Source organism: Pseudoclavibacter sp. RFBJ3 (genome assembly GCF_002931375.1).
GTDB lineage: Bacteria > Actinomycetota > Actinomycetes > Actinomycetales > Microbacteriaceae > Pseudoclavibacter.
In genome coordinates this window covers 26,070-45,832 of sequence record NZ_PSXZ01000006.1, presented here as the reverse complement: position 1 = coordinate 45,832, position 19,763 = coordinate 26,070, and the positions used below count along the sequence as shown (strand labels likewise).

Sequence of the window (19,763 nt, the reverse complement as noted above, 5' to 3'; positions counted from 1 at the left end):
CGACGAATCGTCGTCGCGAGTGCGAGATGGAACGAGCGTCACTCGCGACCGAGGTCGCGGTGCCGGACGCTGATGATCGTGTCATCGCGTTCGCGGAGCAGGCTCGCGATGCGCTCGGTCATGGCGACCGAGCGGTGCTTGCCGCCGGTGCATCCGACGGCGAGCGTCACGTGCCGCTTGTTCTCCCGCTCGTAGCCCCGCAGGACGGGGTCAAGCATCTCAATGTAGTGGGTCAGGAACTCGTCCGCACCTTCTTGGTCGAAGACGTAGTCGGAGACCCGCTTGTCGCGACCGTTGAACGCGCGCAGTTCCGGCTCCCAGAACGGGTTCGGGAGGAAGCGCATGTCGACGACAAGATCTGCGTCTGTCGGGATGCCGTACTTGAAGCCGAAGCTCTGGACGGTCACGGCGACCTTGTTCTGGTCGGCTTCGCCGAATCGCTTCACGATGCGGGTCACGAGCTGGTGGCCGTTCAGCTCAGAGGTATCGATGACGATGTCGCTCGCCTCGCGGATGTCCTGCAGGCGGCTGCGCTCTCGAGCGATTCCGTCGAGGATCGTCCCGTTGCCCTGCAGCGGGTGCGGGCGCCGTACTGCCTCGAACCGCCGGACGAGGGTGCCGTCTGTCGCATCGAGGAAGAGCACGTCGACCTCGTGCGTCTCGCGCAGTCCGCCGACGAGAGCCGTGAACTCCTCGAGCAGGTGACCGCCGCGCACATCGACCGAGACGGCGAGCTTCGGAAGGGAGTCCCGAGCCTTGCCGGCAACCTCGATGAGGGGCCGGATCATCTGCGGGGGAAGGTTGTCGACCACGAACCAGTCGAGGTCTTCGAACGCCTTGCAAGCTGTCGATCGCCCTGCACCGGACATGCCCGTGACGATCATGATGTGCTGGCGTCCTTCGCCGTCGATCTCCGCCGAACTCATGCGCAGGTCACCTCCCATGGACTAAAACACCAGCCTACATAGCCCGAGCGTGCGTCTCTCACGCTTCTGTCGATTGATCGAGTGCGAACCGCTCCGAAATCGCACTGGCCGTCGCCTCGCCGATGCCCTGCACGGTCGTGAGCTCCTCGACGGTCGCCGCGCGCAGCCGCTTGACGGAGCCGAACTTCTTGAGCAGTGCGGCGACCCGGGTCGGCCCGAGGCCGGGGATGTCCGCGAGCACCGTGCCGATGTCTGCCTTGCGCTTCGAGCGCTGGTGGCGGATCGCGAACCTGTGCGCCTCGTCGCGGAGTCGCTGCACCAGGAACAGCGCCTCAGAGCCGCGCGGGAGGATGACCGGGAAGTCGTCGTCTGGCAGCCACAGCTCTTCGAGGCGCTTGGCGATGCCGACGACGGCGATGCCGCGAACCCCCGACTCCTCGAGGGCCCGCTGCGCGGCGTTGACCTGCGGGACGCCGCCGTCGATGAGCAGGAGCTGAGGCCGGTAGGCGAACTTGGCTCGAGTGGACTCCTGGGCGGCCGCCTTCACGGGGCCCGCGGAGAGGGCAGTGTCCTCCACGATCTCGGCGGGACTGGCGTCGTCGCGGAGGTAGGCCAGTCGGCGCGTGAGCACCTGGTGGATGGAATCGGTGTCGTCGGTCGACGAGGCGATGTTGAAGCGACGGTAGTGCGACTTGCGTGCGAGTCCGTCCTCGAAGACCACCATGGAGCCGACGATGCCGGTGCCCTGGAGGTGGGAGATGTCGTAGCACTCGATTCGCAGGGGGGCCTCGCCGAGACCGAGCGCGTTCTGCAGCTCGGTCAGCGCGTCGGATCTCGCGACGTAGTCGCTGCTGCGCTTGAGCTTGTACTGCGCGAGTGCTCCCATGGCGTTGATCGTCGCGGTCTTGAGCAGTTCCGATTTCGGGCCCCGCACCGCGGTGCGCAGCTTGACTCTGGCCTGCCGTGTGGACTCGAGCCACTCGGAGAGCGCGTCCGCGTCTTCGGGCAGAGCCGGCACGATGATCTCGCCTGGCGGGAAGAGCCCATCCTTGCCGTACACGCGCTGCATCGTCTGGTCGATGATCGTGCCGATGTCGGTGTCGAGTTCCTTGTCGAGCACCCAGTTGCGGACTCCGCGAATGCGTCCGCCCCGCACGGTGAACTGCTGCACGGAGGCGCTCAGCTCATCCTCGGCGATGCCGAACAGGTCGAGGTCGACGTTGTCCGGCAGCACGACGGCGCTCTTCTCGAGCACGTTCTCGAGCGCGCCGATTCGGTCACGGAGCTTCGCCGCGTCCTCGAACCTCATCTCGGTGGCCGCGAGCTTCATCTCGTCCTGCAGGGTCGTCAGGAGGCTGCGGTCGTAGCTCTCCATGAAGCGGACGAACTCGTTGACGATGACACGGTGCTCCTCGATCGTGACGCGTCCGCTGCAGGGTCCCCCGCAGCGGCCGATCTGCCCGGGGAAGCACGGTCGGCCGCTCTGCATGGCTCGCTTGTAGTTCGAGTCGTTGCAGGTGCGGATCGGGAAGGCCTTGACCATGAGGTCGATGGTCTCGTTCACCGCCCAGACCTTGGGATACGGCCCGAAGTAGCGCGCCCCGCGGATGCGGGGGTTGCGAGTCACGAGCACGCGGGGCGCTTCGTCGCCGAGCGTCACCGCCATGAACGGGTAGCTCTTGTCGTCCTTGAACTTCACGTTGAAGGGCGGCGAGAACTCCTGGATCCAGGTGTACTCGAGCTGCAGGGCCTCGGTCTCCGTGCGGACGACGGTCCACTCGACGCGGGTCGCCGTCGTCACCATGTGCCGTGTTCGCTCGTGCAGGCGCTCGAGCGGCGCGAAGTAGTTGCTGAGCCGCGCGCGGAGGTTCTTCGCCTTCCCGACGTAGAGCACGCGGTCGTCGTCCCCGAGGAATCTGTAGACCCCGGGGCTCGTGGGGATGTCGCCCGTCGCGGGGCGATATGGCAGGACGTTCGCCATCAGCGCGCAGCTGCCTCCCGCTCGAAGATCTCCTTCAGGTACTGGCCCGTGTGGCTGTCCGAGATGCCGGAGATCTTTTCCGGGGTTCCGACGCCGACGACGGTTCCTCCGCCGGAGCCGCCTTCTGGGCCCATGTCGATCAGCCAGTCCGCGGACTTGATGACATCCAGGTTGTGCTCGATGACGATGACGGTGTTGCCCTTGTCGACGAGGCCGCCGAGGACCTTGAGCAGCTTGCGGACGTCTTCGAAGTGGAGGCCCGTGGTCGGCTCGTCGAGCACGTAGACGCTGCGCCCGTTGGAGCGCCGCTGCAGCTCGGTCGCGAGCTTCACTCGCTGCGCCTCACCACCGGAGAGCGTCGTGGCGGATTGCCCGAGCCGCACGTAGCCGAGGCCGACCTCCACGAGGGTCGAGAGGTAGCGGTGGATGGCCGTGATGGGCTCGAAGAAGTCAGCCGCCTCCGAGATGGGCATCTGCAGGACCTCTGCGATGTTCTTGCCCTTGTAGTGCACGCTGAGCGTCTCCCGGTTGTAGCGGGACCCGCCGCACACCTCGCAGAGGACGTACACGTCGGGGAGGAAGTTCATCTCGATCTTGAGCGTGCCGTCGCCAGAGCAGGCCTCGCACCTGCCGCCCTTGACGTTGAAGCTGAAGCGGCCGGGGAGGTAGCCGCGCGCCTTGGCCTCGCTCGTCTCGGCGAAGAGGGTGCGGATGCGGTCGAAGACGCCCGTGTAGGTCGCGGGGTTCGATCGCGGGGTGCGGCCGATCGGGTTCTGGTCGACGTGGATGACCTTGTCGAGCTGGTCGACCCCGGTGATGCGCGTGTGCTTGCCCGCGACGGCGCGTGCGCCGTTGAGCTTGGCGGCGAGGACGCGGTAGAGGATGTCGTTCACGAGGGACGACTTGCCGGAGCCGCTGACGCCAGTGACTGCGGTGAGGATGCCGAGCGGGAAGCTCACCTGGACGTTCTTGAGGTTGTTGGCCCTGGCGCCCACGACCGTCAGCTCGCGCTTCTTGTCGTACTTGCGACGCTTCTTGGGCGTGGTGATGCCCATGCGTCCCGAGAGGTAGTCGCCGGTGATCGATCTGGTGTTCTTCTCGAGGTCGGCGACGGATCCGCTGTGGACGACCTCTCCCCCGTGCTCGCCTGCGCCTGGCCCGATGTCGACGATCCAGTCCGAGGTGCGGATGGTGTCTTCGTCGTGCTCGACCACGATGAGCGTGTTGCCGAGGTCTCGCAGCTTCACGAGCGTCTCGATGAGCCTGCGGTTGTCTCGCTGGTGGAGCCCGATCGAGGGCTCGTCCAGCACGTAGAGCACTCCGGTGAGCCCGGATCCGATCTGCGTCGCGAGTCGGATGCGCTGCGCCTCGCCGCCGGACAGCGTGCCAGCCGCGCGTGCGAGGTCGAGGTAGCTGAGGCCGACCTCGATGAGGAAGTCGAGCCGAGCCCGGATCTCGCGCAGCACCTGCGCTGCGATCTTCGCCTCGCGGTCGGTGAGCTCGACGGTGTTCATGAAGTCGAGGCAGTCGGCGAGGCTGAGCGTCGTCGCGTCGGCGATCGAGCGACCGTGCACCTTGACGGCGAGCACTTCCGGGCGCAGACGCGCGCCGTTGCAGGCCGAGCAGGGGATCTCGCGCAGGTACTGGGCCCAGCGTGCCCGGGTCGCGTCGGTCTCGGCCTCGGCGTACTGGCGCTCGATGTACGGCATGACGCCCTCGAAGCCGGAGCTGTAGGTCATCTGGCGGCCGAAGCGGTTGCGGTACTTGACCCTGACCTCGTATTCGCGCCCCTCGAGGATGGCCTCGCGCACCTCTTCCGGGAGCTTCTTCCACGGCGTCGTGAGCTTGAACTCGATCTGCTCGGACAGGCCGAGCAGCAGCCGCTCGTAGTACTGGTAGAGGCTCTTGCCCTGCGAGCTCCACGGCAGGATGACCCCGTCGGCGATCGAGGCGAGCGGGTCTCCGATCAGGAGGTCACGGTCGACGGACATGCGCGTGCCGAGGCCGTCGCAGGTCTGGCAGGCGCCGAACGGGGCGTTGAACGAGAACGTCCTCGGCTCGATCTCCGTGAGCGCGATCGGGTGGTTGTTGGGGCAGGAGAGCTGCTCGGAGAAGGTGGTCCAGGCGTCGTCTCCCTCCGCATCCACGAAGTTGATCTGCACAAGACCATCGGCGAGGCGCAGGGCGGTCTCGAGCGAGTCGGTGAGTCGACCGAGCACGTCCTCGGCCGCGACCAGACGGTCGACGATGACCGAGATGTCGTGCTTGAACGACTTCTTGAGCTTCGGCGGTTCGGTGAGCTGGACGCGCTCCCCGTCGACCATCGCCCGAGCGTAGCCCTGTCCGGACAGCGACTGGAAGAGGTCGACGAACTCGCCCTTCTTCTGCTGCACGACGGGCGCGAGCACCTGGTACCTCGTGCCCTCCTCGAGCTCCATGAGGTGGTCGGCGATCTGCTGGACCGTCTGTCGCTGGATGACCTCCCCGCAGACGGGGCAATGGGGGACGCCGATGCGTGCCCAGAGCAGTCGCAGGTAGTCGTAGATCTCGGTGATCGTGCCGACGGTGGACCGCGGATTGCGGTTGGTCGACTTCTGGTCGATGGAGACCGCAGGGCTCAGGCCCTCGATGAAGTCGACGTCCGGCCGGTCGACCTGACCGAGGAACTGGCGCGCGTACGCGGAAAGGGACTCGACGTAGCGTCGCTGTCCCTCGGCGAAGATCGTGTCGAAGGCGAGCGAGGACTTGCCCGAACCGGAGAGGCCCGTGAACACGACAAGGCTGTTGCGCGGGATCTCGAGGTCGACGTTCTTGAGGTTGTGCACGCGTGCGCCTTGAACGCGCAGCTGCGAAGTGGGAGGAAGGACGGCCATAGCTCTTTCGGGTTCTCTCTTCGTGTGGATGCTCTGTGCGCCCGTCTTCGGCGGGCGGCCGTGCTCAGCCCTTGGTGACGTGACCGGCACGTTCCATGGTTCGCAGGTCCTGCTTGAGCGCTGAGAGCTCGTCGCGCAGACGCGCCGCGAGCTCGAACTTGAGCTCTGAGGCCGCGTCGAGCATCTGCGCGTTGAGGTCGGAGATGAGGTTCTCGAGCTCCCGGGCGCCGGAGGCGGCCAGGCCCTCGCGCTTGAGTTTAGGTGTCGTCTGACGCTTGTTGTCTCCCTTGCCGCGGGAGGCGAGGAGCTTCTCGGTGTCCTGCCCCTCGCGCATGAGGGATTCGGTGATGTCGGCGATCTTCTTGCGAAGCGGCGTCGGATCGATGCCGTGCTCCGCGTTGTAGGCGAGCTGCCGGTCTCGGCGCCTGTCGGTCTCCTCGATCGCCTTCGCCATGCTGTCGGTGATGCGGTCGGCGTACATGTGCACTTCGCCTGTCACGTTTCGGGCGGCGCGGCCGATGGTCTGGATGAGGGACGTGCTGGAGCGCAGGAACCCCTCCTTGTCTGCATCGAGGATCGCGACGAGCGACACCTCTGGCAGGTCGAGTCCCTCACGCAGCAGGTTGATGCCGACGAGGACGTCGTAGAGCCCTGCGCGCAGCTCCGAGAGCAGCTCGACTCGTCGCAGCGTGTCGACGTCTGCGTGCAGGTAGCGCACGCGAACGCCGTTCTCGCCGAGGAAGTCGGTGAGCTCCTCTGCCATCTTCTTGGTCAGCGTCGTGACGAGGACACGCTCGTCGCGATCCGCGCGGAGTCGGATCTCCTCGAGGAGGTCGTCGATCTGCCCCTTCGAGGGCTTGACGACGATCTGCGGGTCGACGAGGCCCGTCGGGCGGATGATCTGCTCGACGAAGCCATCCGCCTGAGCGAGCTCGTACTTGCCGGGAGTCGCCGAGAGGTAGACGGTCTGGCCGACCCGGTCGCTGAACTCGTCCCAGCGCAGGGGGCGGTTGTCGAGAGCGCTCGGCAGGCGGAAGCCGTGGTCGACGAGGGTGCGCTTGCGCGAGGCGTCGCCCTCGTACATCGCGCCGATCTGCGGCACCGTGACGTGGGACTCGTCGATCACCGTGATGAAGTCGTCGGGGAAGTAGTCGATGAGGCAGTGGGGAGCCTCACCCGGCGCCCTGCCATCCATATGGCGCGAGTAGTTCTCGATGCCGGAGCAGAAGCCGATCTGCTCCATCATCTCGAGGTCGAATGAGGTGCGCATGCGGAGCCGCTGCGCCTCGAGGAGCTTCTGCTCGCGCTCGAAGACGCCCAGACGGTCATCCAGCTCGTCGCGGATCTGGCCCATCGCCCGCTGCATGGCGTCGGCTCCTGCGACGTAGTGCGAACCCGGGAAGACGCTCACGGAGTCCATGGACCTGACGACGTCACCCGTGAGGGGGTTGAGCGCTGTCAGGGCCTCGATCTCGTCGCCGAACATCTCGATCCGGATCGCGAGCTCCTCGTAGACGGGGATGATCTCGATCGTGTCGCCGCGGACGCGGAAGGTGCCGCGCTGGAACGCGACGTCGTTGCGCTGGTACTGCATCGTCACGAAGCGGCGGATCAGCTCCTGCCGTGGGATACGGTCGCCGACGTGCAGGGCGAGCATGGAGTTGAAGTACTCCTCCGGCTTGCCGAGTCCGTAGATGCAGGAGACCGTCGAGACGACGATGACGTCGCGCCGGCTCAGCAGCGAGTTGGTGGTCGAGTGGCGCAGGCGCTCGACTTCCTCGTTGACGGAGCTGTCCTTCTCGATGAAGGTGTCGGTCTGGGGGACGTACGCCTCTGGCTGGTAGTAGTCGTAGTACGAGACGAAGTACTCGACCGCATTGTTCGGCATGAGCTCGCGGAACTCGGTGGCGAGCTGCGCGGCGAGCGTCTTGTTGTGGGCGAGGACGAGCGCCGGGCGCTGGAGCTTCTCGATGAGCCAGGCCGTCGTCGCCGATTTTCCGGTTCCCGTGGCTCCGAGGAGCACGACGTCGGGCTCGCCCGCGTTGATGCGACTGGCAAGCTCTGCGATCGCCTTCGGCTGGTCGCCGCTTGGGGTGTACTCGCTGACGACTTCGAAGGGACGTACGCTGCGTGTTGCTTGCATAGAACAAGTGTACGTGGCGGCTGCGACATTTCGGGGCCTCCGTGATGCGCTCTGCGCGATCACGGAGGCCCCGAAGTGAGGTGCAGCCGACGCGGACTAGTCCTCGCTCGAGAGCACGCCCTGCGTGTTCTCGAGGTGGGCCCGGATGAACCACTGGAACTTCTCGAGCTCGGAGACCTGGCCGATGACGAGGTCCTGCGTCACGAGGTCGAGGTCGTCCAGCCGCTTGATCGCCTCGCGATGGTCGGTGATGACACCGACGTAGACGTGGTCGAGTGCCTCGAGATGCTGGCGCGTGCCGGCCCTGAAGACCTCGTAGTCGCCCCAGGTGCGGGCCTCGACGAGTGCTCCGGGGAGCCCGTTCGGGGGGACGCCCAGAGCCGCCATGCGCTCTGCGAGTTCGTCAGCGTAGCCGCGGACCAGCTCGATCTGGGGGTCGAGCATCTCGTGCACGCCGATGAAGTCGCGCCCGATGACGTTCCAGTGCGCGTGCTTGAGCGTCAGGTGCAGGTCGTTCAGCGCGTGGAGGCGGAGCTGGAGCAGCTCGCCGATCTCGTGTCCCTTGTCGAGCGAGAGTCCGGGAACCGTGTACTCGCCGTTCTCGGTGTGCTGGCTTGAGGCTGTCGTGGTCATGTCAGTCCTCTCTTGGGAGCGCGTCTCGCGTCTCCCGATCAGTGAGTCCCGTTCGTTGCGGGATGACCAACACTGTCAGCCCGGTCTGAACGTTTGGTCGGAAGACGTGCAGGTCGGCGAAGGAGCGGACGTAGACTGCCCCGATGCGCCGCGAAGAGTCCGAGGGCACCCAGCTGCACGAGCGGGGTCCCGCGGCTGCACCGAGCTACGGGGTCCTCGCTGCACGGACTCCCATCGACCACGAGATCGAGATCCGTCGGTCCAGGTTCATCTGCCGCCTCGAGCGCGTCGAGAGCGAAGAGCAGGCCAGGCAGGTCATCGCCGACCGTCGCTCCGCGCATCGTCTTGCTCGCCACCACTGCAGCGCTTTTGTGCTCGGTGCCCGCCGAGGGGTGCAGCGATCCAACGACGACGGTGAGCCCTCGGGAACAGCGGGCGTCCCCATGCTCGAAGCCCTCGTGCTCCACGAGCGAGTGCGCGGCGAGGTCGAGTCAGCGGACCTGAGTGACGTCGTGGCTGTCGTCACGCGGTACTTCGGAGGTGTGCTGCTGGGGGCCGGCGGGCTCGTGCGCGCCTACTCGGAGTCCGTGTCCTCCACGCTCCAGCTGGCTCGGCTCGCGAAGCGCGAGTCGAGGGCGATCTTCGGGCTCGAGGCGCCGCACGCCACCGCTGGCCGGTGGGAGAACGAGCTCCGAACTCGCGGAGTGCTCGTCACGGGAACGGAGTATGCGGGGTCGACGGCACTGCTGAGCCTCGCCGTTCCCGACGCGGCGGATGCGAGACGCGGCCTCGCCTCCGAGGTCGCTTCGATCACCGCTGGTGAGGGCACGCTCGTCCCGCTCGGCACCGAATGGGTCGACCTGAGCTGAGGCACCGACGACGGGGGCATCCAGGACCGCATCCCGCCCTGTCTCGTCAGCGCATCAGACCCCGTAGGTCTGCGTCTCCGGTGCGCGCAGCGCGACGGCGGCGAGGCGTCTCCACTCCTCGTCGACCTGCTCGAGCGTCTGATCGAGCGGCGCACTCGTGTCGATGAGCACGTCGGCGATCTTCCGCCGCTCCTCGTCGCTCGCCTGCGAGGCGATGCGCGCCCTGGCTTCGGCAAGGGACATCCCCCTGCTCTCGACCAGCCGCTCCTCTCGAACAGCCGCGGGGGCATCCGCGACCCAGATCTCCTCGTAGTCGTAGTTGCTCGTCGACTCCACGAGCAGTGGGATGACGTGGACGACCAGAGCGGCGGGGTCATCGCGCAGCACCTCCTCGAGTCGCTCGCCGGTGAGGCGACGGACTTCCGGGTGCACGATGTCGTTGAGGGCGCCGCGGGCCTCGTCGTCGCCGAAGACGAGCGCGCCGAGGGCAGGGCGGTCGAGGGCGCCATCGTCGAGGATGACACCGTGTCCGAAGCGAGCCTCGATCTGTCGGAGCGCCGGCGAGCCGACCGCCACGGCTTCCCTCGCGAACACGTCCGCATCGAGGATCACGCCGCCGAGCTCCTCGAGGCGCTTGGCGATGGTCGTCTTTCCCGAGCCGATGCCTCCGGTCAGAGCGATGGTGACCATGATGTGCCGTCCTCTCATCTGCGGATGCCCGCTGCGGGCATTGCCGTGAAGCCAACGCTACTGCGCTGAGGCAGCGAGCGCAGTGCGCTCTCCCCAAGCCGCGCTCGACCCATCCGCATGCCAGACTGAGGGCCAGGAGGCACTCACATCATGCTTGAAATTCTGACCGGTCTCGGGCTCGCGACGGCCAGCGGACTGAACGCGTTCATCCCGCTCCTGGGAATCGGGCTCCTCGCCCGATTCACCGACCTCATCGCGCTGCCGGCGGGCTGGGCGTGGCTCAGCAATGACTGGGTGCTCATCATCGTGGGCGTGCTCCTGGTGCTGGAGCTCGTCGCCGACAAGGTCCCGGCACTCGACCACGTCAACGACTGGATCCAGACGGTCATCCGCCCCACCTCCGGCGGGATCGTCTTCGGTGCAGGCACTGCGAGCTCCACCGCTGCCATCCAGGACCCGGCATCGTTCTTCACGAGCAATGCGTGGGTTCCCGTGGTCATCGGCATCGGGGTGGCGCTCTTGACGCACCTCACGAAGAGCAGCACGAGAGCCGCCGCGAACGTCGTCACTGCGGGAGCCGCCGCACCGGTGCTCAGCGTCGGCGAGGACGCCCTCAGCGTCGGGCTGCTGTTCTCCGCGATCCTCGTGCCGCTGTTCGTCGTGGTCATGCTCGCCTTGATCGGCGTGCTGGCCTGGGTGCTCTTCCGCAGCTTCAAGCGAGTCCGGGATGCGCGCGCCGCGCGGACCAGGCCAGCCGCTCCCCCAGTTCCCCCGGCCCCTGGCCTCTCCTCCTGACGCTTGCACAGACCTATCGCCCGGCTGGTTCTCCAGCCGGGCGATAGGTCTCTGCGCAGCACGACGAAGCCGACGTCGCGGCGCCGCCGGAACGGCCGAAGGCCGGCCCCAGAGATGGGACCGGCCTTCGGTGCAGTGAGGCTGCTGGGAACTAGTTCCCTGCGAGCTTCTCGCGGAGGGCTGCAAGCGACTCGTCGTCGGCAAGCGTTCCTGCGCCAGCTGCTTCGCTCGTGAACGAGTTCGAGGAGCTCGACGGCGCGACTGCGCTGACGTTCTGCTCGATCTCGGCTGCCGAGGCGACCTGCTTCTTGTGCGCTTCCCAGCGAGTCTGGGCGAGAGCGTACTCCTGCTCCCAGGCTTCGCGCTGCGTGTCGAAGCCTTCCTTCCACTCGTTGGTCTCGGGGTCGAAGCCCTCGGGGTACGTGTAGTTCCCCTCGGCGTCGTACTCGGAGACCATGCCGTAGAGCGCAGCATCGAATTCGGTGCCCTCGGGGTCGACGCCATCGTTCGCCTGCTTGAGCGAGAGCGAGATGCGGCGACGGTCGAGGTCGATGTCGATGATCTTGACGAACAGCTCCTGGCCGACCGACACGACCTGCTCGGCGAGCTCGACGTGTCCGCTGGAGAGCTCCGAGATGTGCACGAGGCCCTCGATGCCGTCTGCGACGCGGACGAACGCGCCGAACGGAACGAGCTTCGTGACCTTGCCCGGTGCGATCTGGCCGATGGCGTGCGTGCGAGCAAGCACCTGCCACGGGTCTTCCTGCGTTGCCTTCAGCGACAGCGAGACACGCTCGCGGTCGAGGTCGACTTCGAGGATCTCGACGGTGACCTCCTGGCCAACCTCGACGACCTCGGAAGCGTGCTCGATGTGCTTCCAGCTGAGCTCGGAGACGTGCACGAGGCCGTCAACGCCACCCAGGTCGACGAACGCACCGAAGTTGACGATCGAGGAGACCACACCCTTGCGGACCTGGCCCTTCTGGAGGTTGTTGAGGAAGTTCGAGCGGGTCTCGGACTGCGTCTGCTCGAGGAGAGCGCGACGCGACAGGACGACGTTGTTGCGGTTCTTGTCGAGCTCGAGGACCTTGGCCTCGAGTTCCTGACCGAGGTACGGCGTGAGGTCGCGGACACGGCGGAGCTCGATGAGCGAGGCCGGGAGGAAGCCGCGGAGGCCGATGTCGACGATGAGACCGCCCTTGACGACCTCGATGACGGTGCCGGTGACGACGCCGTCTTCTTCCTTGATCTTCTCCACGTCGCCCCAAGCGCGCTCGTACTGAGCACGCTTCTTGGACAGGATCAGACGGCCTTCCTTGTCCTCCTTCTGGAGAACGAGTGCCTCAACGGTGTCGCCGACCTGAACGACCTCGGTGGGGTCGACGTCGTGCTTGATCGAAAGCTCGCGCGAGGGGATGACACCCTCGGTCTTGTAACCGACGTCGAGGAGGACCTCGTCGCGGTCGATGCGAACGACGGTGCCCTCGATGAGGTCCCCGTCGTTGAAGAACTTCAGCGTCTCTTCGACCGCGGCAAGAAAGTCCTCAGCAGATCCGATGTCGTTGATGGCGACCTGCTTGGTTGCCTTTTCGGTCGTGGTGGTGGTCATGTAGGTAATGCTCCAGGTGGGCTATAAGTCGGCCCGGATGCGCTGCTCGGGGCGTGAAGCCAAGGGCAACGGGGTTCATCCGGGAATACGGATACGTGCACACAGAAAAGTGCTCTGTCAGCCTAGTCGGCAAGGTCAAGCGGAGGCAAGTGCCGCGCGCGGCGAGTTCCCCCGAGTTTCGCGGCGAGTCGCCGCCTGCGCTCCCTGGCGAGTTCGGATCAGGATGCCGCCAGCGAGGTCGCGTCGCTGCCGTCCTCGTTCATGAGCTGGGACCGGATGAGGAACCTCTTGCCCTCCGGTGCCTCGAGCGAGAAGCCCGAGCCCCGTCCTGGGACGATGTCGATCGTCAGGCGCGTGTGCCGCCAGTAGCTGAACTGCTCTCGCGACATCCAGAACTCCACGTTGCCCGCATCCGGGATCTCGGTCGTGCCGAGGAGCACGTCGGCGTCGCCCGTGAGGAAGTCGCCCGCCGGGTAGCACATCGGCGATGAGCCGTCGCAGCAGCCGCCGGACTGGTGGAACATGAGCGGCCCGTGGCGGCGCCCGAGCGATGAGATCATGTCGACCGCGTCCTGGGTGAATGCGACCCTCGAGAAGGTCTCGCCAGGCACGGCCGGCTCCGCGATGAGCCCGGCTCCCCTGGTTTCGGGTCTCGGCTCGGTCTGCACTTCCTTGTGCATGTCAGTTCCCTCCTTCAGAGTGCGGCGCCCGGAGCGTGCCCGGACCTCGCTGGTTCCGTGACCGTACGTCGTGAGACTGTGGTCAAGGTGTGTTCGCGAGAATCTGAGCCGCTCCGGGGGCAGCGCCTATGCCACGACGCGGAAGCCGAGGGTGTCCGTCGGCACGCTCTTCGTCTCCTTCGCGGTGAGCGCCGAGATCGCGGCGATGAGGCAGATGACGCCGGTGAACGCCGAGATCACGACCCAGCCGCCCTCCTGCACGCCGCCGAGGGCCGCAACGATCGAGGGGGCGAAGCCGGCCATCAGGAAGCCGAGCTGGGTGCCGATCGCCATGCCAGAGAAGCGGACGCGGGCGCTGAACATCTCGCCGTAGAAGGAGGGCCAGACGGCGTTGGCGGCTGCGTAGCCGAACGAGAACACGAGGATGGCGAGCCCGAAGGTGAGCAGGGTGTTCCCCGGCGACATGGAGAGCATGTAGAACGGCATGACAACGGCGGACGAGATCGCGCCGTAGACGAAGACGGGCTTGCGTCCGATCCGGTCGGCGAGGATCGCGAAGAGCGGTTGCGTGCCCAGGGCCACGATGTTGGCGACCACCACCAGCCAGAGCGTCAGGTTCTCCGCCAGCCCGACTTCCTTGCCGTAGGCGAGCGCGAGGTTGCCGAACACGGTCGAGACGGCGGCGATGAACGCGCAGAAGATGACGCGCAGGACGTCGCGCCAGTGGTCGCGCATGAGCGGGATGAGCGGGATCCGGGCGATCTCGCCCTGCGCCTTCGCATCCTGGAACGTCGGCGTCTCATGGAGGGTGCGACGGATGAAGAACGCGACGATGACGACGACGGCGCTCAGCCAGAACGGGACGCGCCAGCCCCAGCTGTACTTGATCTCGTCGGGGAGGCTCAGGACCGGGATGAACACGAGGGCGGCGAGGATCTGTCCACCCTGGGTTCCGGTGAGCGTCCACGAGGTGAAGAACGAGCGGCGGTTGTCGGGAGCGTGCTCGAGTGAAAGCGACGCAGCGCCGGCCTGCTCGCCTGCGGCGGAGAGCCCCTGCATGAGGCGGCAGAGCACCAGCAGGGCTGGCGCGAACCAGCCGATCTGGTCGAAGGTCGGCAGGCAGCCGATGATGAACGTCGACAGGCCCATGAGCACGAGCGTGAACATGAGGACCCGCTGGCGTCCTATCCGGTCACCGAAGTGGCCGAGCACCACGGCGCCGATCGGGCGCGCGATGTAGGCGAAGCCGAACGTGGCGAGCGACATCACGAGTGCGGCGTTGTCGTCGTCCGGGAAGAAGATGATCGGGAAGATCAGCGCGGCCGCGGATCCGAAGATGAAGAAGTCGTAGTACTCGACGGCGCTGCCCATGAAGCTGGCCGCGGCAGCTTTCACGGGGGTCCGCTTGGCGGTCGTGGTTTCGGTCATTTCTGAGACCTCCATGTCTCGGATCGTGCCTCTTCGTCGTTGACGAGGCTCTGGAAGTGCTGGTGCATCCGGGTGGCGTCTGCATCCCTGCCCGTCACGAGGCGGAAGGTGTCGACCGCCTGGCCGACGGCCATAGCGCCGCCGTCGAGCGTGCGGCACCCGAGTGCTCGCGCCGCGAGGATCAGCTGCGTCTCGAGCGGGCGATAGACGATGTCGGCCACCCAGAGCTCGGGTCGGAGCAGCTCGGCGGGGAAGGGGATCCCGGGGTGGTCGTGCATCCCGACGGGTGTGCAGTGCACGACTCCATCTGCCGTCGAGAGCAGCTCTGGCAGTGCGCCCACGCTCCCGCCTCGGATGCGGGGTCCGCCTGCTGCAGTCGCGTGCCGTTCGGCGAGGTCCTGCGCGAGCTGCTCAGCGCGCTGCTCATCGAGGTCGACGATCGTGAGCAGGCGTGTGCCGACTCGGATGAGCGCATCGGCGACTGCCGAGCCCGCTCCGCCCGCGCCCAGGAGGACAACCGAGTTCGTCTGCACTCCCCCGAGGCCGCCGCGGAAGGCGCCCTCGAAGCCTGTCGTGTCGGTGTTGTAGCCCACGCGTCCGTTCGGGGTGAGGAGGACGGTGTTGACCGCGCCCAGCGCTCGCGCGAGCGGGTCGATCCGGTCGAGCAGCGGGATGACGCTCTGCTTGCACGGGTGGGTGATGTTGAGCGCGTCGAAGCCGAGGCGCTCGGCCCAGTCGAGGATCTCGGGGAGTCGCTCGGGCTCGAGGTCGAGGGTCGTCAGGTCGAGCGGGCGGAAGAGCAGGTCCATGCCCTGCGCGCGTGCCTCCGCCATGTGCATGGGCGGCGTCAGCGACGGGGTCACTCCCGTCCCGACGAGTCCCATGAGGGTGGCGCGATGGTTGATCAAGGTACTCCTTTGTCCCAGACCGCCTAATGTACTAAACGGTGAGTACATCGTTCACGTTGTCGCACACGCCTGTCAAGTGCGCTGCAGGGCGTCTGGTGACTTAATTAACCATTTGGTACATTGCGGTATGCGTACCTCCATAGCCACCGTCTGTCTGGCCGGAACTCTCGTCGAGAAGCTGCACGCCTGCGCCGAAGCAGGCTTCGACGGCATCGAGATCATGGATGCAGACCTCACCGCCGCCTACGAATCGCCCGAGGAGATCCGCGCGCTCTGCGACCGCCTCGGCCTGACCATCGACCTGTTCCAGCCACTGCGCGACTTCGAGGGCGTCGACGATGCGACCCTCGCGGACAACCTCCGGCGCGCGAAGGCCAAGTTCGAGGTCATGCGACGCCTCGGAGCCTCCATGATCCTGCTCTGCAGCAACGTCGGCACCGCGACCATCTCGGACCGCACCACCACCGCCAACCAGCTCGGAATGCTCGCAGATCTCGCCGCCGAGTACAGCATCGACATCGCCTATGAGGCGCTTGCCTGGGGCCGCTACGTCGACGACTACCGAGACGCGTGGGAACTCGTGCGCCTCGCGGATCGACCGAACCTCGGCGTCTGCCTTGACAGCTTCCACGTGCTGTCGCGAGGACACGATCCGGCCGCTATCGAGCGCATCGATGCAGACAAGCTCTTCTTCCTGCAGCTCGCCGATGCACCGGACATGGACCTCGACGTCCTGTCCTGGAGCCGCCACCACCGGCTCTTCCCAGGCGAGGGCGACTTCGACCTCACCCGGTTCCTCTCGCACATGCTCCGCGCCGGGTACCGCGGCCCCCTCTCCCTCGAGGTCTTCAACGACACGTTCCGCCAGACGGATGCCAAGCGCACCGCCGCTCATGCGCTCAGGTCGCTCCGGTGGCTGTTCGACCGCTCGGCGGCGCTCAACGGCTGGGACGACCAGCAGCTCGCCCCACCCCAGCCTCCACGGGCCATCGACTTCGTCGAGATCGCCGGTGAGGACCTCTCCGCGGTCGAGGCGACCCTCCAGCAGCTGGGCTTCGCCTTCGGTGGCAGACACCGCACCAAGCCCGTGCGACTCTGGCAGGCGGGTGCCGCGCGCATCATCCTCAACGAGCAGCGGCGGACCAAGGACGCGCGGCTCTCGGGGCTCGGCGTCGAGGTCGCAGACGCCGGTGCGGCAGCCGGGCGTGCCCACGCCATCGGCGCGCCCGCCGTCTTCCGACGCAGCTCCGCCGGCGAGTACGAGCTGCGCGGTGTGGAGGCCCCCGACGGGACCGAGGTCGCCTGGAACTCACGGTCGGCGGGCGACTCCTGGCTGCCGGAATTCGTGGGCGGCGCCGAAGACGACAGCACGGCCTCGTCCCTGCACGGGGTCGTCGACCATCTCAACATCGCCTACCCGTGGCAGGAGTTCGATGAGGCAGTGCTCTTCTTCCGGAGCGTCCTCGCGCTCGACGCGGAGCCCGTTGCGGAGCTTCCTGGCCCACGGGGTCTCGTGCGCAGCCAGGTCATGCGCACACCGGACGGGGCGGTTCGCCTCGCCATGAACCTGGCCCCGCCGACTGCGCCCCTCCAGCCCCGACACATCGCGATCCGCGTCGACGACGCCGTCGCCGCTGCCAGAGCTGCGCGGGGGCGCGGCCTGCCCTTCCTGCCCATACCCAGCAACTACTACGACGACCTCCAGGCGCGCTTCGGCCTCGAGCACGTGGCCCTCGACGAGCTGCGAGAACTCGACCTCCTCTACGACCGCGATGAGCAGGGCGCGTTCGTCCACTTCTACACCCCCACCATCGACGGGCTCTTCTTCGAGATCGTCGAGCGCCGCGGCGCCTACGACGGATACGGCGCAGCCAGTACCCCGGTCCGGTTTGCGGCTCAGCTGCACCACGCGGGAAGATACACAGATGACCGAGAACAGGGTGAAGCAGCGAGACGCTGAGCGAACCCGGGCCGAGCTGCTCGCTGAAGCGACATCGGCGTTCGCGGAGACGGGCTACTCGGGCACGAGCGTCGACGAGATCGCGAAGCGCAGCAGCACGACCAAGCGGATGATCTACTACTACTTCGGCAGCAAGGAGCAGCTCTACCTTGCGGTGCTCGAGGAGGCCTACCGTGGCATCCGCGTGGCCGAGCAGAAGCTGCAGGTCGATGGACTCGCCCCCTTGGAAGCGGTGCGGAAGCTCGCCGAGATCACCTACGACCACCACCGAGAGCACGCGGACTTCATCCGCCTCGTCGCGATCGAGAACATCCACCGGGGTCGGTTCATCCGGCAGCTCGACTCGCTGCGAGAGCTCGGCACCCCCGCCCTCACGCTCCTGGACGGGCTGCTGGAACGGGGGCGGGAGGCGCAGGTGTTCCGGGCAGACGTCGACGCGCTCGACGTGCACCTGCTCATCAGCTCGTACTGCGTCTTCCTGCTCGCGAACCAGTACACGTTCGGGTACCTCTTCGACGTGCAGCTGCAGGACCCGTCGCGTCAGGACCACCAGCGGGGCCTGATCGGCGACGTCATCGTCGCATGGCTGACCCGCGAGGAGTGATCCCCGCGGGTCAGCGCTCTGTGCGTGCAGTCTGAGTCAGGCGCGCGGCATCAGCGCGCGGCGAATCAGAAGAAGCCCAGCTTGTCCTCGCTGTAGCTCACCAGCAGGTTCTTCGTCTGCTGGTAGTGATCGAGCATCATGAGGTGGTTCTCGCGGCCGATGCCGGAGGACTTGTACCCGCCGAACGCGGAGTGCGCCGGGTAGGCGTGGTACTGGTTCACCCAGACTCGTCCGGCCTGGATGTCGCGGCCGGCGCGGTAGGCGGTGTTCCCCATGCGCGACCAGACGCCGGCGCCGAGCCCGTAGAGGGTGTCGTTCGCGATCGAGATCGCATCGTCGTAGTCGGAGAACTTGGTGACGGCCACAACCGGGCCGAAGATCTCCTCCTGGAAGATGCGCATGCTGTTCTGGCCCTCGAAGATCGTCGGCTGCACGTAGTAGCCGCCGGCCAGGTCGCCCTCGAGTTCGGCCCGAGCGCCGCCGATGCGCACCTTCGCACCTTCCTGGCGGCCGATCTCGAGGTAGCTGAGGATCTTCTCGAGCTGGTCGTTCGACGCCTGAGCCCCGACCTGGGTATCGGTGTCGAGCGGGTTGCCCTGGACGATCTTGCGCGTGCGCTCCGTCACGTCCTCGAGGAAGCGGTCGTAGATGGAGTCCTGGATGAGGGCACGCGAGGGGCAGGTGCAGACCTCACCCTGGTTGAGGGCGAACAGCGTGAAGCCCTCCTGCGCCTTGTCGTAGTAGGCATCGTCGCGGAGCGCGATGTCCTCGAAGAAGATGTTCGGGCTCTTGCCGCCCAGCTCGAGCGTGACGGGGATGATGTTCTGCGAGGCGTACTGCATGATGAGGCGCCCAGTCGTGGTCTCCCCCGTGAACGCGATCTTGCGGATGCGGGAGCTCGAGGCGAGCGGCTTGCCCGCCTCCGCGCCGAAGCCGTTGACGATGTTGACGACTCCGGGGGGCAGGAGGTCTCCGATGAGCTCGAAGAGCACGAGGATCGAGGTCGGCGTCTGCTCAGCGGGCTTGAGGACGATCGCGTTGCCGGCGGCGAGCGCGGGGGCCAGCTTCCAGACCGCCATGAGGATCGGGAAGTTCCACGGGATGATCTGGCCGACGACGCCGAGCGGCTCGTGGAAATGGTAGGACGTGGTGTTCTCGTCGAGCTGGCTCAGCGTGCCCTCCTGGGCCCGGATGGCGCCGGCGAAGTACCGGAAGTGGTCGATGGCGAGCGGGATGTCGGCCGCCAGGCATTCGCGGATCGGCTTCCCGTTGTCCCAGGTCTCGGCGACGGCGATGTACTCGAGGTTCTCCTCGATGCGGTCGGCGATCTTGTTCAGGATGATGGCACGTTCCGCAGGGCTGGTCTTGCCCCAGCCAGGGGCCGCCGCGTGGGCCGCATCCAGTGCAGCCTCGATGTCCTCGGCGGTTCCCCGCGCCACTTCGGTGAACGGCTGACCCGTGACCGGTGTGATGTTCTCGAAGTACTCGCCCTTGACAGGCGGCACCCACTCTCCGCCGATGTAGTGCTCGTAGCGGGGCTTGAACGAGACGAGGGACCCGTCTGTGCCCGGCTTCGCGTAAACAGTCATGAGGACTCCTTTGTCCGAGGGAACTCTTCCCTGGAAGCGTAGGAGCCCCGACGTTGCAATCGGGTTGCACTCGAG

15 protein-coding genes are annotated in these 19,763 nt (G+C 66.7%); 4 read left to right on the top strand and 11 right to left on the bottom strand.

What is annotated here, in order from left to right:
* Positions 1-38 precede the first annotated feature (38 nt).
* The 5 genes from rapZ to C5E07_RS07715 all read right to left on the bottom strand — a co-directional run bounded on the left by rapZ (position 39) and on the right by C5E07_RS07715 (position 8,556).
* Positions 39-926 carry an RNase adapter RapZ gene (gene rapZ, locus C5E07_RS07735; protein WP_104242040.1) on the bottom strand — a complete coding sequence of 296 codons (888 nt, stop codon included), beginning with the start codon at positions 924-926 and terminating at the stop codon, positions 39-41.
* Positions 927-984: 58 nt separating this feature from the next.
* Complete coding sequence (uvrC, locus tag C5E07_RS07730; protein WP_104299024.1) at positions 985-2,907, bottom strand: excinuclease ABC subunit UvrC; 1,923 nt, start codon at positions 2,905-2,907, stop codon at positions 985-987.
* The gene (uvrA, locus tag C5E07_RS07725) at positions 2,907-5,780 is read right to left on the bottom strand and encodes an excinuclease ABC subunit UvrA (RefSeq protein WP_104299023.1); all 2,874 of its coding nucleotides are present in this window, start codon (positions 5,778-5,780) and stop codon (positions 2,907-2,909) included. The genes uvrC and uvrA overlap by 1 nt, the downstream gene beginning before the upstream one ends.
* Positions 5,781-5,844: 64 nt before the next feature.
* A complete protein-coding gene (uvrB, locus tag C5E07_RS07720; protein WP_104241224.1) occupies positions 5,845-7,923 on the bottom strand; it encodes an excinuclease ABC subunit UvrB in 2,079 nt (692 codons plus the stop codon).
* A gap of 96 nt (positions 7,924-8,019) precedes the next feature.
* Complete coding sequence (locus tag C5E07_RS07715; RefSeq protein ID WP_104241225.1) at positions 8,020-8,556, bottom strand: Dps family protein; 537 nt, start codon at positions 8,554-8,556, stop codon at positions 8,020-8,022.
* A gap of 143 nt (positions 8,557-8,699) precedes the next feature.
* Here C5E07_RS07715 and C5E07_RS07710 point away from each other — a divergent pair, with 143 nt between their 5' ends.
* Positions 8,700-9,425: a YigZ family protein gene (locus tag C5E07_RS07710; RefSeq protein ID WP_104241226.1), complete on the top strand. Its 726-nt coding sequence runs from the start codon at positions 8,700-8,702 to the stop codon at positions 9,423-9,425.
* A 54-nt stretch (positions 9,426-9,479) separates the two neighbouring features.
* Here C5E07_RS07710 and coaE read toward each other — a convergent pair whose 3' ends face one another.
* The gene (coaE, locus tag C5E07_RS07705; protein ID WP_104299022.1) at positions 9,480-10,115 is read right to left on the bottom strand and encodes a dephospho-CoA kinase; all 636 of its coding nucleotides are present in this window, start codon (positions 10,113-10,115) and stop codon (positions 9,480-9,482) included.
* A gap of 150 nt (positions 10,116-10,265) precedes the next feature.
* On the opposite strand from coaE, the gene C5E07_RS07700 reads away from it, so the two are divergent.
* Positions 10,266-10,910 carry a DUF4126 domain-containing protein gene (locus C5E07_RS07700; protein WP_104299021.1) on the top strand — a complete coding sequence of 215 codons (645 nt, stop codon included), beginning with the start codon at positions 10,266-10,268 and terminating at the stop codon, positions 10,908-10,910.
* Between the two features lie 151 nt (positions 10,911-11,061).
* Here C5E07_RS07700 and rpsA read toward each other — a convergent pair whose 3' ends face one another.
* The 4 genes from rpsA to C5E07_RS07680 form a co-directional block, all read right to left on the bottom strand.
* A complete protein-coding gene (gene rpsA, locus C5E07_RS07695; RefSeq protein WP_104241229.1) occupies positions 11,062-12,519 on the bottom strand; it encodes a 30S ribosomal protein S1 in 1,458 nt (485 codons plus the stop codon).
* 218 nt (positions 12,520-12,737) lie between these two features.
* On the bottom strand, positions 12,738-13,199 hold the full coding sequence (locus C5E07_RS07690; protein ID WP_104299020.1) for a DUF779 domain-containing protein: 462 nt from the start codon (positions 13,197-13,199) through the stop codon (positions 12,738-12,740).
* Between the two features lie 126 nt (positions 13,200-13,325).
* Complete coding sequence (locus C5E07_RS07685; protein WP_104299019.1) at positions 13,326-14,627, bottom strand: MFS transporter; 1,302 nt, start codon at positions 14,625-14,627, stop codon at positions 13,326-13,328.
* The gene (locus tag C5E07_RS07680) at positions 14,624-15,532 is read right to left on the bottom strand and encodes a shikimate dehydrogenase (RefSeq protein ID WP_219820069.1); all 909 of its coding nucleotides are present in this window, start codon (positions 15,530-15,532) and stop codon (positions 14,624-14,626) included. Before C5E07_RS07680 ends, C5E07_RS07685 begins: the two co-directional genes overlap by 4 nt.
* Positions 15,533-15,662: 130 nt before the next feature.
* Between C5E07_RS07680 and C5E07_RS07675 the strand changes: the two genes are divergently transcribed.
* Both C5E07_RS07675 and C5E07_RS07670 read left to right on the top strand, forming a co-directional pair.
* On the top strand, positions 15,663-17,495 hold the full coding sequence (locus C5E07_RS07675) for a sugar phosphate isomerase/epimerase and 4-hydroxyphenylpyruvate domain-containing protein (RefSeq protein WP_104299017.1): 1,833 nt from the start codon (positions 15,663-15,665) through the stop codon (positions 17,493-17,495).
* The gene (locus C5E07_RS07670; protein ID WP_104299016.1) at positions 17,461-18,099 is read left to right on the top strand and encodes a TetR/AcrR family transcriptional regulator; all 639 of its coding nucleotides are present in this window, start codon (positions 17,461-17,463) and stop codon (positions 18,097-18,099) included. Before C5E07_RS07675 ends, C5E07_RS07670 begins: the two co-directional genes overlap by 35 nt.
* 65 nt (positions 18,100-18,164) lie before the next feature.
* Here the strand turns inward: C5E07_RS07670 and C5E07_RS07665 are convergent, their stop codons facing one another.
* The gene (locus C5E07_RS07665; RefSeq protein ID WP_104299015.1) at positions 18,165-19,688 is read right to left on the bottom strand and encodes an aldehyde dehydrogenase family protein; all 1,524 of its coding nucleotides are present in this window, start codon (positions 19,686-19,688) and stop codon (positions 18,165-18,167) included.
* Between the last annotated feature and the right edge of the window lie 75 nt (positions 19,689-19,763).

Coding starts and splice junctions, on each gene's coding strand:
- C5E07_RS07685 (WP_104299019.1), bottom strand. CDS start 14,627: ATGACCGAAACCACGACCGCCAAGCGGACCCCCGTGAAAGCTGCCGCG.
- C5E07_RS07700 (WP_104299021.1), top strand. CDS start 10,266: ATGCTTGAAATTCTGACCGGTCTCGGGCTCGCGACGGCCAGCGGACTG.
- rapZ (WP_104242040.1), bottom strand. CDS start 926: ATGAGTTCGGCGGAGATCGACGGCGAAGGACGCCAGCACATCATGATC.
- C5E07_RS07665 (WP_104299015.1), bottom strand. CDS start 19,688: ATGACTGTTTACGCGAAGCCGGGCACAGACGGGTCCCTCGTCTCGTTC.
- rpsA (WP_104241229.1), bottom strand. CDS start 12,519: ATGACCACCACCACGACCGAAAAGGCAACCAAGCAGGTCGCCATCAAC.
- C5E07_RS07690 (WP_104299020.1), bottom strand. CDS start 13,199: ATGCACAAGGAAGTGCAGACCGAGCCGAGACCCGAAACCAGGGGAGCC.
- uvrC (WP_104299024.1), bottom strand. CDS start 2,907: ATGGCGAACGTCCTGCCATATCGCCCCGCGACGGGCGACATCCCCACG.
- C5E07_RS07670 (WP_104299016.1), top strand. CDS start 17,461: ATGACCGAGAACAGGGTGAAGCAGCGAGACGCTGAGCGAACCCGGGCC.
- C5E07_RS07715 (WP_104241225.1), bottom strand. CDS start 8,556: ATGACCACGACAGCCTCAAGCCAGCACACCGAGAACGGCGAGTACACG.
- coaE (WP_104299022.1), bottom strand. CDS start 10,115: ATGGTCACCATCGCTCTGACCGGAGGCATCGGCTCGGGAAAGACGACC.
- C5E07_RS07675 (WP_104299017.1), top strand. CDS start 15,663: ATGCGTACCTCCATAGCCACCGTCTGTCTGGCCGGAACTCTCGTCGAG.
- uvrB (WP_104241224.1), bottom strand. CDS start 7,923: ATGCAAGCAACACGCAGCGTACGTCCCTTCGAAGTCGTCAGCGAGTAC.
- C5E07_RS07710 (WP_104241226.1), top strand. CDS start 8,700: ATGCGCCGCGAAGAGTCCGAGGGCACCCAGCTGCACGAGCGGGGTCCC.
- uvrA (WP_104299023.1), bottom strand. CDS start 5,780: ATGGCCGTCCTTCCTCCCACTTCGCAGCTGCGCGTTCAAGGCGCACGC.